This is a genomic window from Spirulina major PCC 6313 (genome assembly GCF_001890765.1).
In the GTDB taxonomy this organism is placed as follows: domain Bacteria; phylum Cyanobacteriota; class Cyanobacteriia; order Cyanobacteriales; family Spirulinaceae; genus Spirulina; species Spirulina major.
The window spans coordinates 895723-909161 of record NZ_KV878783.1; the positions used below are offsets into that span (position 1 = coordinate 895723).

Below are 13439 nucleotides of genomic sequence, written 5' to 3' on the forward strand. Positions count from 1 at the left end.
GCCCCTTGCCTCTGCACAGGGCTACTGAGGATCTAGATCAAAAATGACACTTTTCATGCTGCTTCTGAACCTCTTGCGCGATCGCACCTCACGATCGCAGCCAGCTATGGAGCAGCCACCCCAAAATAAACCCCAGACCCCCAAACCGTACCGTTTGCCAAAAGGGTTCTTTAAAACTCTGCCATTGGATCAGGCGGCTTTCGAGGTTGAGGGCGATGGTTTCGATCTGGGCTTCGATGTGGGCGAGTTCGGTTTTCCAGGCGGGGGGTTTTTCGGTTTTGATCCGTTGGCGATCGCTTTGCAGTTCGGTGAGGGTGTTTTGGTCTTGGAGCACTTGGGCGAACCGCTCTTTTAGCTCCCGCAGCGCAGCATCAGCGGCGGCTATGGCTTGTTCAAATTCCTCTTGACCCTCCATCATTCCCCCTTGAGGTTTCGCTGGTCTTTTATACTGCGAAAGGTAGATTTACTCTGTCGCGCCCAATAATTTTATGATCCCATCGTCTTCTCTGAACACGACCCACCACAGTCCGGCACAAACGCCGCTGGAATTGGCCCAAGCCTTAGCGGCTCAATTGGCGATCGCCCCCAACGACTGGCATCGACTCAAGGGCAACCGCCGCGCCCAAGCCCAGCAACATCTCGCCGCTGGTTTGGTCTTGCTACTCAACGATCAACCGGACGACGCTCTCCAACACCTTCAGCAAGCGGTGGGCTGGCTCGATCGCTCCATCAAAGCCCCCCCCTGCCCCAGCCACGGCAACCATTAACCTAGCCTCCGCGCCGGGGATTCAAATCCCCGGCTCATCGCGCAAGTAGGCTAAAGCCCACTCATTACCGAACCCGTTTGAACGGGTTTTCGCTCTGAGCCAAGCACTTCAGTTCTAGGCGGTGGTGGGTTTCTGAGCGATTTGAGGTTTTATCAGGTTGCGTAGTGGAGCCGGATCGCTTGGGCTAATCCTTCTAGGGTGTAGTCCTGGGCTTCGATATCGACGCGGCCGAAAAGGCGATCGCAGGCCTGGGACGTTTGCGGGCCAATGGAAGCCAGCTTCACCCGCTGCATTAACACCTCCCAACCGGGCACGCTTTGGAGCAGGGTGTGAACATTCTGCACCGTCTTAGAACTGGCGAAGGTGATCATGTCCACCTCGCCCGCTGTTAAACGATGGCGAGCCGCCAGGGGAAGCGTTGCCGGACAGCCGGACTCATAGGCAGGGGCTTCGATTACCGTTGCGCCTTGGGCTTGAAATTCTTTGACCAACAGATCACGCCCCCCGGTTTCGACGCGGGGAAACAGCAGCGTTTTGCCGGCCAGCCGGTCAGGAAAATGCGCCACCATCGCGTCCGCCACATAGTCCGGGGGGATGAAGTCGGCGGTGAGGTGGTAGGTTTGCAGCACCTTAGCGGTTTTGCGGCCCACAACAGCAATTTTGCAGTGACCGAGGGCGCGGCTGTCTAGGTGATGGTGAGCGAGGCGGTCAAAAAAGGCGTTGACCGCATTGGCAGAGGTGAGCAGCAGCCAATCCACACCGGCCAGGGTGGCGATCGCACGATCCAACACCGCCCAACTCGATGGCGGTCGAATCTCCAAGGCCGGCAGGTCGATCACCTGCGCCCCCTGTGCTGCGAGCAAGTCCCGAAATACACTGGCCTGCTCCGCTGCCCGCGTCACCACAATACGCTGCCCCGCCAAGGGTTGCACCGAATTTTGCTGCATGGTCACCACCTCACCAATCACAATCACGCAGGGTGATAGGCGTTGCCCCGCTGTCTGCTCTAGGATATCAGCACAGGTTCCGCGCCACACCTGTTGTTGGGGTTGCCCCCCGTGGCGAATGATCGCGATCGCAGTTTGGGGCGATTTCCCCGCCGCCGTCAACCGCTCCACAATCCCCGCTAAATTGCGCCCCCCCATCAACAACACCACGGTTTCCAACTGGGCCAACGCCCCCCAGGCCAACCCGTCGAGATCGTGGGCCGTCATCACCGCAAACCCCGGACTCAGCCCCTTATCCGTGAGCAAAATCCCCGCTAATAACGGAGCCGCTAACGCCGAGGAAACTCCCGGCACTAGTTGCCAAGGACAGGCGGCCACCGTCAGGGCCTCAATTTCAGGGTGCGATCGCCCAAACACCCCCGGATCACCACTTTTGAGCCGCACCACCTGCTTCCCCTGCTGACAATAGGCAATCAACATCTGGTTAATCTGGGCTTGGGGTGTGCTGGCTTCTCCCCCCCGCTTGCCCACCTCCAGACAGAGGCAATCCGGGCGCGTTTCCATCAAAATGCTGGGGTCAATCAAGACATCATGAATGACAATATCCGCCCGGCGCAACAGGGCTAAAGCCTGCTGGGTAAGGGTGGCACGGCTCACGCCTGCTCCCACTAAAGACACCTGACCGGGCAAGATTGGCATAGTCATCATTCAACGATTGAACATCACCAGTGTAGGGCGCGATGCATTTTTTTTTGAGGGCGATCGCAATTTTCAGAAAATACTGTGTTACGATAGTTAATCGCTGAGGACGCATAGCTCAGTTGGTTAGAGTACGTCGTTGACATCGACGGGGTCACTGGTTCGAACCCAGTTGCGTCCATTTTTAAAATCCCAAAATGCCCAACATTGCAGGCCATTGGATTACGAGTCTGGGGCGTTTTTCGCAGCTTTGGCAGCTTGGACGGCTTGGTAGAAGCCCAGCACTACGAGAATATTCGACAGGGTTAAAAAAGACTCTGCGCCGCCGTGGAGCCAGTCCACATTCGCTAGGGTTTCGCCGTAGGCCACTTTGGCGTAGATACCAGCGGGGATGGTGACGGCGACGAAGACGAGTAACAGATAAAACCCAATCATGGTGAGGCGGGGGAAACGGTGCGATCGCGCCATGAACCACAAAAACCCCAGGTAGGGCAACAACGACATCGCGAACAAATTATCTTTAGACATGAGCGTGAAGAAACGACAGGATCAGCGAACATCGAACCCGACAGCGGCATGCATCCGCTTCATTCATTGCCCTTGAGGGGGCGGCGGCGATAGATCCACCAGGCGGCGGCGCAGAGGGTGCAGTTCCCGATCACCGTCGTGGCGGCTTGGAGGGTGACGAGCCAATCCAATTCCGGGGGATTGTCGAAATAATGCCAGGTACAGGCACACATGGCGCTGACGAGGGCCGGGAGCATTCCGGCGGAGAGGGCCCACCAACTGCGATCGCCCGTAATTTCCCCCAACCGCCACACGAACCAGATCGCGGTGATCCACTCAATCACACTCGAAACATGAATAATCCAGGTTGGAATCGAAAGGGCGTGCATAGCAAGTTTGACTCCATGAAAGCAACAGGGCCATCATCCCATAGGAATCGAGGCTGTGGCCCTATCCTTTCGTCACCCAAAACGCCCAAGTGGGTTCGGCAATGCCCTTCAGTTGAAGTTGTTGGAATTTTTCCACTTCTTGATCATTGAGAAACGCCGCCACTTCCGACGAGACCAGGATGCTGTTGGGTTGGGCGGATTCTTGGAGACGGGCGGCAATATTCACCGGCGGGCCGATGGCGGTGTAGTCGGAATGATGTTCACTGCCGAACATCCCCACAACGGACTGCCCTTGGTGGATGCCACACCGGAAGCGGACAGGTGGCGGATCGTTATCATTGACGATGCCTTGCGATCGCCAGCGTTGATTTAAGTCATCCAAGACCCGATACATGCCCCGCGCCGTCGCCACCGCCCGCCGCGCCTGTTCTTCCGGGGTCAAGGACTCTGGCGCACCGAACAGGGCCAAAATTGCATCCCCCATAAATTTATCCACCACCCCGCCATTCTCAAACACCACCTGGGTCATCGCTTCGAGGTATTCATTCAACAGCCGCGCAATCCCCCGCGACTCCAAACGGCTCGACAATTGCGTAAACCCAACAATATCGCTAAACAAAATCGTCACGAGGCGGGGTTCTGGGTCAAGATCCAGCTTCATATCGCCTTGGGCCGCGCGGCGCACCATTTCCGGCGGGAGGAAACGTTTGAGCACGGCTTCGGTGAGGTAGTCGTTGAGTTCCTTCATCCGCTCTTCGTTGGACTTCAACGCCAACATATTCCGCACACTAGCGAGGAGTTCGCGATCGTTAAAGGGTTTGGATAGATAGGCATCAGCCCCCTGTTCAGTTCCCTCGATCCGGCTCATCTCGTCGGCCTTGGCGGTCAGCAAAATAATCGGTATGCCCCGCAATTCTTCATTGGCCCGCACCATCCGGATCAAGTCCAACCCCGACACCTTCGGCATCATCAGGTCACTAATAATCAGTTTCGGCCGTTGTTCTTCTAAAACGCTGTAACCTTCCGCGCCGTTGCGGGCTGTGCAGACAGGATAACCGGCGGATTTCAAAACATAGGACACATAACTGCGCAGGTCGGAGTTATCGTCTACCACTAAAATCAACTGTTTCTGGGGGTCAATGCCTTCGGGTGTTACGCCGTCTGGAATTGTTGCGAGGGGTAGATCCGGCAGGGATGATTGATCGTCGTCTTGGAGTTCCACTTCGAGGTCGGCGAGTTCCACGGCGGCGCGGGTGACTTGGACTTCGCTGGCCACTTCGAGAATTTGATCCGAGGGGAGATGGGTGGAGCCGTGGTGCAGCCAAATGATGAAGGCTGTGCCGGTGGTTTCCTCGGCGGTGGCATCGTCTTGGTGGATGGATTGGACGGTGATTTGGCCGCCGTGGAGTTCGACGATTTCTTTGACGAGGGCGAGGCCGAGGCCGGTGCCTTCGTAGGAGCGGTTGACGGAGCCTTCGGCTTGGCGGAAGCGGTCAAAGAGGAAGGGAATTTGGGAATCGGCGATCCCGATGCCGCTGTCGCGGACTTCGAGGCAGACGTAGGCTCCGGCGGGTTTGACGCTGACGGTGATGCTGCCGTTTGCCTCGGTGAATTTCATGGCGTTGGAGAGGAGGTTGTACACCACTTTGTCGAATTTTTCGAGGTCGAGATAGACGGGATCGCAGGGGGTGAGGTGGCTGATCAGGTGGAGACCTTTGCGATCGCAGTAGGGCCGAAAGGATTCTAAAATTTGCTCGACAAATTCCGTGAGGTCACAGGGGCGGAATTTAGGCTGCATCCGACCAGCATCGAGGCGTTGGAGGTCGAGGAGTTGGTTCACCAGGCGCAGGAGACGGCGGGCGTTGCGGAGGGCGATCTGGGTTTGGTCGCTGGGGAGGGGCTGATCGCGATGGGTGGCGGCCTCTAAGGGGCCGATCATCAGCGTTAGGGGGGTGCGGAATTCGTGGGAGATGTTTTGGAAAAATTCGTTTTTTTGGCGATCGAGTTCGAGGAGGCGTTCGGCTTGTTGGCGGGTTTTTTGGTAGAGGCGGGACTGTTGCACGGCGATCGCTGCCTGAGAGGCCACCGATTTTGTCAGTTCAATATCCGCCCGTGACCACATTCGAGGGAGTTCACTTTGGCGTAGGCTAATGCTGCCGATAATCTGACCATCGACGAGCATCGGCACGATCAACAGAGCGCGGGCGGGCGATCGCAACGGCAGATCACTGCCGTACTCATCACTGGCCTGCTCTTGCTCTTGCATATTGGTGATCACCACGGGTTCTTTGGTGTGCAAGAGTTGCTTTAAGACCGGATTGCCCGCAATTGGGGCGAGGGATTGGGGCAGTTGCGGCTGGGCCTCCTCACTGTCGAGGACGGCACCATCTTCGGCCCAGGTGGAGGTGCGATCGTACAAGCCCACACATTGCACATATTCATCCGCCTCTGTCCACAGGGACAGGGCGCAGCCGTCCACGTCCAGCGTCGTCCCCAGCCGCTTGGTGATTGTCATGAAAATTTCTTGGGGGTCGAGGGTGGAACGAATTGCTGAGGTGATTGTGTTGATTAGGGCTTCCCGTTTGGCGAGGGATTGTACTTTTTCGTAGGCTTGGGCTTGGGAAATGGCCAGGGCGGCTTGATCCGCCACCATAATCCCCAGTTGAATTTCGTCGTCTTCCCAGGGATGCTCGCGATCGCACCGATGCAGCGCCAACACCGCCACCAAATCCAACTGCGCCATCAACGGCACAATCAACGCCGACTCCACCCCCGCCGCCGCTAAGACAGGGTAGCGATCGCTCCCATCGGGCACCATCGCCAAACAATCCGGATTCGTCTGCACCTCCTGCATGACGGTCACATCCTCCTGTTCCCACACCATCGCGGCGTATTGGGCCTCGCTGAGGGGTGCGATCGTCTCTTCCTTTTGATAGGCCAAAATGTCGCTATCTTCGTCCACATCGACGCAGGTTTTCAAAATGCACACATCCACGTCGAGCAAATGCCCGACGGTATTGACGATGGTTTGCAACACCTCCCGCAGGGGCGACGAGGAGGAACCGCGCCGCCGATGTTGGGCATTGCGGATCGTGTTTGTCACCGTGTTGAGGAGGGTTTCCCGGCGTAGGGAGCGACAGAGTTCTTCCGTGCGCACCTTCAGGACATTGTGGGTGTCGAGGGCTTGGCGGACGATGCCCTTGAGGTGTTCCGCTTCCCAGGGTTTTGTGACATATTTAAAGACTTTGCCGCTGTTGATCGCTTCCACGAGGTCATCCACATCGGTGTAGCCCGTCAGCAAAATCCGGATGATGTCTGGGTATTGCACCGCCGTCAGGCTCAAAAATTCTGTCCCCGTCATGATCGGCATCCGTTGGTCGGAAATGATCACGGCGATGTCGGGTTCTGCGGTCAGGACTTCAAGTCCTGCCGGGCCATTGTCAGCACGAAAGACTTTGTACTCTCTATGAAAGGTGCGGTAGAGCAGATCGAGGTTATCTGGCTCATCGTCAACCACCAATATTTTCGGCTTTTTGCGTTGCTGAGACTTCATCCATCGATCTCCTACCGTCTGCGCCAGACTTCAGGAAGCCAAGGTAAGGTTGTTTTCACGTTGCTTATGGTTTCCATGCTTGGTCGTGACGCACCCCAACCAATGTGTGTGGGCATAGGATATTCTTCCTACCATAGTACAGAACTTTCAGGACAGCGATGGGAATTGCCCCCGTGGGATTTCATTGGGAGGCTGAAGGGGCGAGGAGTCCCCAACGGATTTGCTGAGCTTGGAGCCATCCGGAGTCTTCCAGGGTTTGGAGGGCTTGGTTGATGGCGACGAGGAGCGCACCGGTTTGGGGGCCTTTGGGAACGGCGATCGCTAACGGTTCACTGGACAGGCGATCCGGTAAAACGCGGTACGCGGGATCGCCTTGACTCCAGCCGACGAGGATGGTGCGATCGCCCACAAAGGCCGCCGCTTGGCCCGCTTCGAGAAGGTCTAGGGCGGCTTGGTACGAATCCACCCCGACCAAGGTCACGTCAGGATCACGATGGCGCAGCACTGCGATCGCACTTGACCCCCGTAAAACCGCGATCGGTTGCCCGACCAGATCAGCGAACTGTGTAATCCCTGCCTGGCGAGTAATCACGCTCGTACTGTTGAAATAGTAGGGCCGACTGAAATAGACGAGGCGCGATCGCATCGTCGTCGCCGTCACCCCCGCGATCGTGATATCCGCCTCCTCCCGATAGAGGATCTCGAAGCGATCGCGATTCTGCACCGGCACAAACTCCACCGTGGCATCGTCACCGAGGATCTGTCGCGCCACCGCCCGCGCCACCTCAATTTCAAAGCCCTGCAACTGGCCATCCGGCCCGACAAATCCCAGCGGCGGCGTATTGTCCTTCACCGCCACCGTTAGGTGATGGTCTGCCTGAATTTCCGGCCATTCTGTGGCATAACTGGAAAGCAAGGGGTAAACGGGGACTAGGGGCAGAGCGATCGCCCCCCCTAACACTGCTGCCCAGACTGTTTTGATCCGTCCGCTGCGTCCGATAACTCCCTCCTTGCCATGACCTGGTCTCGTCGTACATTTCTCGCGTGTTTCGGGGTTAGTCTGGCCCAACTTGCCGCCTGTCGTGCGTCAACCCCGGATGATGTTGCTGTTAATGTAACCCTTCCGGACACGATCCGCATCGGAATTTTGGCCCCCTTAACCGGCCCCCATGCCGCTGCGGATGGGCTGCCCCTCGTGCAGGCGGCGGAATTGGTGGTCAATGACGTGAACGACGCTGGCGGCATCGAGATTTACGGTGAACAACGGCCTTTAGAATTACGGGTTGCCGATGAGTTAGATCGCCCCGACCATGCTGTTGCTGCGGCCCGGCGGTTGATGTTTCAAGATCAAGTGATTGCGATCGTCGGCTTACCCCTCAGTTTTACCGCCATCCCCGTCGCCAACTTCACCGAAATGATCCCGATCCCGACGATCAGCACCACCTCCACCCATCCCGACACCACCGCCGGCAAAAACTATGTGTTTCGAGCCGGGTTTATTGATGATGTGCAGGGGCAGGTGTTGGCGCAATTTGCCTATGAGACCTTGGGGGCGCGGCGGGCGGCGCTGCTGTACGACATTGCCAGTGTGTACAATCAGAGCCTTGCGGATACCTTTGCGGCGGCCTTTACGGAGTTCGGCGGGGAAATCGTCCACCGGGAAACCTACACCACCCAAGCCGACCCAGATTTTCGCCCTGCCTTGGAGCAGATTCGCGATCGCACCCCTGACCTCCTCTTTCTGCCCAACTACATCAACGACATCCGCCGCCAAACCGCCCAAGCCCGCGACCTCGGCATCACCGCCACCTTCCTCGGCGGCGATGCCTGGGACAGCATCCAAACCCAACCCGACCCCAGCCTCGACGGTAGCTACTTCGCCACCCACTGGTACGCCAACCCCGATGATTCCCAAATTCGCGAGTTTATCACCGCCTACCGCGAGGCCTACCGTGTCCCCCCCAACCTCAGCGCCGCCCTGGCCTACGATGCGATGCACCTCCTCCTTGCCGCGATTCGCTCCCAAGGCCGCACCGATGCCCAGGCGATCCAAGCTGGTCTCCAGAGCATTCGGAATTTTGACGGGGTGAGTGGTACGATTCGGTTTCGCGGTACGGGCGACCCGGTTAAAACGGTGGTCATTGTCCAGATCGACGGCGATCGCCTCACCATCGCCCAAACCATTACCCCTAGTCTCTAGCCCTCCATGCGCTTTTTGCCCCGCCTCCCCAAGTTCACCCAACGGATTAGTCACCTGGGCATTATGCGGGTGATCCACCATGGCGTACAGCCGCTGTCCTGGGGGGATCTGTATCATCTGCTGTTTACTCTGCCTTGGCCGCAATTGTTGGGGCTGCTGTTTGTGGCCTATGGCGGGTTGAATTTGATCTTTGCGGGGATTTATACCCTCGGTGGGGATTGTATTGCCAATGCGGAGCCGGGGTCGTTTCGGGATGCGTTTTTTTTCAGTGTGCAAACCATGGCGACGATTGGCTATGGGGCGATGTATCCGACGACGGCCTATAGCAATTTTTGGGTGGTGATTGAGGTGTTTGTGGGGCTGTTGGCGGTGGCGATGGCGACGGGGTTGATGTTTGCGCGGTTTTCACGACCGACGGCGCGGGTGATTTTTAGCGATCGCCTCGTCATCTGTCCCTACAATGGCGTACCCACCCTGATGCTGCGCACCGCCAACCAACGGGGCAACCTGATCCTCGAAGCCCAGATTAATGTGGTGGTGATTTTGCCGGAAGTGACCCCGGAAAATCACAAGTTGCGCCGCCTCTATGATTTGAACTTGGTGCGATCGAGTACGCCGATCCTCTCCCTCAGTTGGATGGTGATGCACCCCATTGATTCCCCAAGCCCTCTGTTTGGCATGACGGCGACGGATCTCTACGAGTGCCAGGCGCAGTTTATTGTGACGCTCACGGGCCTGGATGAGACGGTGGGCCAACTGATCCACACGCGCCACCAATACCAAGCCCAGGATATTGATTGGCAGGCGCAATTTGTGGATGTGCTGACGGTGTTGCCCAACGGCGATCGCAAAATCGACTACGCCCATTTCCACGACACCATCCCCCTCGTCCCAGTCCCCCCGGCGGATTAGCGGCGTTTCAATTGGTCGGGGGTGAGGGTGTTGATCACACTCATGGGCATGGCGGTGTTGGATAGGGATTGCCCATAGTCGGCGCGGAGATAGGGGCGATAGTTCGGGGTTCCGGCGATATAGAGGCCGAAAAACGCAACGCCGAGACTGCGCATATAGTCTTGGGCGATCGCTGGATCAGGTCCTAACACCGCTGGCGGCAATTCCACATCCTCATCGGTTGCCCCTAAGGTGGAAAAATGCGTACCGTTTCTCAACAGCACTAAATACCGCTCCGGGGTTTGTAAGGCCGTGAAGGGCAAGATTTGTTCATCGAGGGCGGGGGTCACGGTGTCGGCACTGCCCGATACGATCATCGTCGGGATGGCAATCTTGGCTAATTCTTCTGGGCCGAAAATTTCGCTGCTGAGGGGGTTGATCGCGATCGCTGCTTGTACCCGTTCATCCCGCAACGAGGGCGGCGCGGCCGGGGGCATGAATTGCGGCAATTTTAAGGCGGCGCATTGCAACACCAGGGACAAATTGAGGGCATAGAGACTATCGGGACAGGCGGCCGCAAGGGCCCCTTGGTTAATCCCCGCACCGGCTAAGGCGAGGGCGGTATAGGCCCCGAAGGATTGCCCAATCACCCCCACTTTTTCGAGGTTGAGGCGATCGCCGTACTGCTGAGTGAGCCAATCTAAAACGAGGGTGATGTCCTGGGGGCGATCGAGGAGTTCCTCCGGCGGCGTGATTTCGCGGGCGAGACCGGAGGCCAGGGCGGCCAACTGTTCGCCGTTGCTGCCGGGATGTTCTGGGACAGCGACGGCAAACCCGTAGGACACCAAATGCTCAGCGAGGTAGGCGAAGGTTTGGCGGGTCGAGCCGAGGCCGTGGGAAATGACCACCACCGGCGCATTGCCCCGCAGGTTTTGTTCTGGGAGGTAAAGGGTGAGCAGAAATTCTCGTTGCCGGGTGGAGTCGTTGAGTTGCCATTCTTGCACTTCAAAGTTAAAGGGGCCCGGTGTACGCAGATCCGAGGGGAGGGGGGGTGTAGATTGCGCGATCGCATCCTCTGCCGCAATCGATTCCACCACGGCGATCGCCCGATCCGTCTCCTCGGTTTTCCGGCTTACTAAACTCACCAACTCAAACGCCAACGCCGAATTAATCCGCAACCCCTTCACCGGAAACTTCCGCAACACATTCAACGGCGTTAACCCTTCCTCCGGATCTGCCGCCGCCAAGATCAACGCCGATCGCAGGGCATAGAACCCCGATACCCGTTGCCGTGTCAAAATCAATTCCCCCACCTGCCGCAACATCACTTCACCCTGGGGCGAATAGAGAAATTGCGAAATCGTAATCGGATCAACCGGGGCGCGTTGGCTCAGCACCGTGCGCAATTCCGTGAGTTGTTCATCGCTCAACCGTGCGGCCACATCCTGAAAATCCGGGGCAATTTTACCCGTTGCCGCATATTGTTCTAAGGACTCCACCGCGATCGAAAATTCCAACGGCCCGAAATTAAACACAATCGTTTCGGCTGCGATCGCCACCCCCGGAACCAACACCCCCAAGGGCATCACCAACACCCCCACCACGCCACGCCACCACTGTTTCATCTCAGCTTTTCCCCACAATTCAAATCTAGATATAATAAAGTTCTTGAAAAATCCACGTTCTCCGGTGCAGCCATCAAATCTATGAGTATCCAAGACCTCCACGGACGCGATTTACTCAGCCTTGCCGACCTCGACTCTACCCAACTCCACGAACTACTCGCGGTGGCCACTGCCCTGAAAACGGGAGCCGAAAAACCCCTCTGTAACAAAGTGCTGGGCTTACTCTTTTACAAAGCCTCCACCCGCACCCGTGTTAGCTTTTCCGTTGCCATGTATCAACTCGGCGGCCAAGTCATCGACCTCAACCCCAGCGTCACCCAGGTGGGCCGAGGCGAGCCGATTATTGACACCGCCCGCGTCTTGGATCGCTACCTCGATATATTGGCCATTCGCACCTTTGCCCAAGCCGACCTCCAAACCTTTGCCGACTACGCTCAGATTCCGGTGATCAATGCCCTCACGGATCTCGCGCACCCTTGCCAAATTCTAGCCGACTTGCTGACGATGCAGGAACAGTTCCAAACCCTCAAGGGACTGACCTTAACCTATTTGGGCGATGGGAATAATGTGGTGCATTCGCTGTTGATTGGCTGTGCCCTCGCGGGGGTGAATATCAACGTTGCCACACCCCCGGACTATGCCCCCAGTCCCGCAGTGGTGGCCCAAGCCCAAGCCCTCGCCCTCCCCGATACGACGATCAATATCCTCACAGACCCGATCGCAGCCGTGGAAAATACCAATGTGCTCTACACCGATGTTTGGGCGAGTATGGGTCAGGAGGATCTTGCCGAGTCGCGGATTCCGATTTTCCAGCCCTACCAAATTAATGATGATCTGTTGAGCCATGCCGATCCCGATGCGATCGTGCTCCATTGTCTCCCGGCGCACCGGGGCGAGGAGATTACTGAATCGGCAATGGAAGGATCGCATTCTCGGATTTGGGATCAGGCGGAAAACCGGATGCACGCCCAAAAAGCTCTCATGGCCTGCCTTTTGGGGCTTGTGGGTTAAGTTCCCCCCAGTCGGGGATTGAAATCCCCGCCTCAGAGCAAAACCCCGTTTTAACGGGTTCCACAGTGGGCATCAGCCCACTTTCGCTATGAGCCAAGAACTTCAGTTCTTGGCGGATCGGGGTTCGGTAGATTCTACCTTCCTGAAATCTTCTGTAGTGCGAGCTTCTAGCTCGCTGCCTTGACGGAGAGGGGGAGTAGTCCACCACATAGAATAGGACGTGTTGACGTTGTGAAGAATGACTCGATAGGTTGGAAAAATAGGTAGTGCATTAGATTATTGTGGGGAAGGAGAGGATATCCTGCCAACTCCAGCGATGGTCAGTCAATCCTGCTCGTTGTGCCGCCGTGCTCTTGTAGCGACTGTGCTGCCAGATCCAGTTGAAATAACTCACCACTAAACGCACCGTCACCTTTGTCTGCTGCCACAGTTTGCCAAACTTGTTCTGTCGTCGATGCCACCTACCCGTCTGCTGCCTGATAATTCCATTGGTACGCTCCAACCGTTGCGTTTGGTCTTTGCCAATGTAGTGCTCAATTTCCAGCGGCAGTACCCGCTCATATCCTCCCCAGTTGTCACTATTCCATTGCTGGCAATGGGTCTTTCCCTCCGTGCTCACCACCAGTTCTTCAATCAGTTCATCGGTGTGTTTCCCCACTCGTGCTGCCAAGATTAACCCGCTCGAATCTGCCAAACTCATCGCAATCCAGCAATCGCCTACTTCAACTTCTTCGGGCAAGCATTGTTTGTTTTTTTTTCACGAATGACCACATCTCATCAGCACTCACGTCCTCCGTTTCCACGCCCTGCACTTGGTCGTTATGAACCAGCAAAGCTTTAGCACTGGCGG

The 13439-nt window shown here is 57.0% G+C and carries 11 protein-coding genes, 1 tRNA gene and 1 pseudogene; 5 read left to right on the forward strand and 8 right to left on the reverse strand.

Annotated elements, in window-relative coordinates; genetic code table 11:
- Nucleotides 1–88: 88 nt before the first annotated feature.
- A complete protein-coding gene (locus SPI6313_RS04015) occupies nucleotides 89–418 on the reverse strand; it encodes a sll0565 family protein (protein WP_072619833.1) in 330 nt (109 codons plus the stop codon).
- A 70-nt stretch (nucleotides 419–488) separates the two neighbouring features.
- Between SPI6313_RS04015 and SPI6313_RS04020 the strand changes: the two genes are divergently transcribed.
- Nucleotides 489–767, forward strand: coding sequence for a DUF6439 family protein (locus SPI6313_RS04020; protein WP_072619834.1), 279 nt, complete (start codon nucleotides 489–491; stop codon nucleotides 765–767).
- 152 nt (nucleotides 768–919) lie between these two features.
- Here the strand turns inward: SPI6313_RS04020 and cobA are convergent, their stop codons facing one another.
- Nucleotides 920–2413, reverse strand: a complete 1494-nt coding sequence (gene cobA, locus SPI6313_RS04025; protein ID WP_072619835.1) for a uroporphyrinogen-III C-methyltransferase — start codon at nucleotides 2411–2413, stop codon at nucleotides 920–922.
- 107 nt (nucleotides 2414–2520) lie between these two features.
- Between cobA and SPI6313_RS04030 the strand changes: the two genes are divergently transcribed.
- Nucleotides 2521–2594, forward strand: a tRNA-Val gene (locus tag SPI6313_RS04030).
- 41 nt (nucleotides 2595–2635) lie between these two features.
- Here SPI6313_RS04030 and SPI6313_RS04035 read toward each other — a convergent pair.
- The 4 genes from SPI6313_RS04035 to SPI6313_RS04050 form a co-directional block, all read right to left on the reverse strand.
- Entirely contained in the window at nucleotides 2636–2941 is a 306-nt protein-coding gene (locus SPI6313_RS04035; protein ID WP_072619836.1) for a DUF3593 domain-containing protein, read from the reverse strand.
- A 59-nt stretch (nucleotides 2942–3000) separates the two neighbouring features.
- The gene (locus SPI6313_RS04040) at nucleotides 3001–3309 is read right to left on the reverse strand and encodes a DUF2499 domain-containing protein (protein WP_072619837.1); all 309 of its coding nucleotides are present in this window, start codon (nucleotides 3307–3309) and stop codon (nucleotides 3001–3003) included.
- A gap of 61 nt (nucleotides 3310–3370) precedes the next feature.
- Nucleotides 3371–6862 carry a response regulator gene (locus SPI6313_RS04045; protein ID WP_072619838.1) on the reverse strand — a complete coding sequence of 1164 codons (3492 nt, stop codon included), beginning with the start codon at nucleotides 6860–6862 and terminating at the stop codon, nucleotides 3371–3373.
- Between the two features lie 181 nt (nucleotides 6863–7043).
- Nucleotides 7044–7778: a transporter substrate-binding domain-containing protein gene (locus tag SPI6313_RS04050; RefSeq protein WP_175551063.1), complete on the reverse strand. Its 735-nt coding sequence runs from the start codon at nucleotides 7776–7778 to the stop codon at nucleotides 7044–7046.
- Between the two features lie 99 nt (nucleotides 7779–7877).
- On the opposite strand from SPI6313_RS04050, the gene SPI6313_RS04055 reads away from it, so the two are divergent.
- Nucleotides 7878–9062 (forward strand): ABC transporter substrate-binding protein, encoded by a 1185-nt coding sequence (locus SPI6313_RS04055; RefSeq protein WP_072619840.1) that lies wholly within the window; start codon nucleotides 7878–7880, stop codon nucleotides 9060–9062.
- A gap of 6 nt (nucleotides 9063–9068) precedes the next feature.
- Nucleotides 9069–9974, forward strand: coding sequence for an ion channel (locus tag SPI6313_RS04060; RefSeq protein WP_072619841.1), 906 nt, complete (start codon nucleotides 9069–9071; stop codon nucleotides 9972–9974).
- On the opposite strand, the gene SPI6313_RS04065 is transcribed toward SPI6313_RS04060, so the two are convergent.
- Nucleotides 9971–11578 carry an alpha/beta hydrolase gene (locus SPI6313_RS04065; RefSeq protein ID WP_072619842.1) on the reverse strand — a complete coding sequence of 536 codons (1608 nt, stop codon included), beginning with the start codon at nucleotides 11576–11578 and terminating at the stop codon, nucleotides 9971–9973. The two genes, SPI6313_RS04060 and SPI6313_RS04065, sit on opposite strands and share 4 nt — an antisense overlap.
- An 81-nt stretch (nucleotides 11579–11659) precedes the next feature.
- On the opposite strand from SPI6313_RS04065, the gene argF reads away from it, so the two are divergent.
- The gene (gene argF / locus SPI6313_RS04070) at nucleotides 11660–12589 is read left to right on the forward strand and encodes an ornithine carbamoyltransferase (RefSeq protein ID WP_072619843.1); all 930 of its coding nucleotides are present in this window, start codon (nucleotides 11660–11662) and stop codon (nucleotides 12587–12589) included.
- A 271-nt stretch (nucleotides 12590–12860) separates the two neighbouring features.
- Here the strand turns inward: argF and SPI6313_RS04075 are convergent.
- Nucleotides 12861–13439, reverse strand: a pseudogene (locus tag SPI6313_RS04075) (IS1 family transposase); the annotation flags it as partial.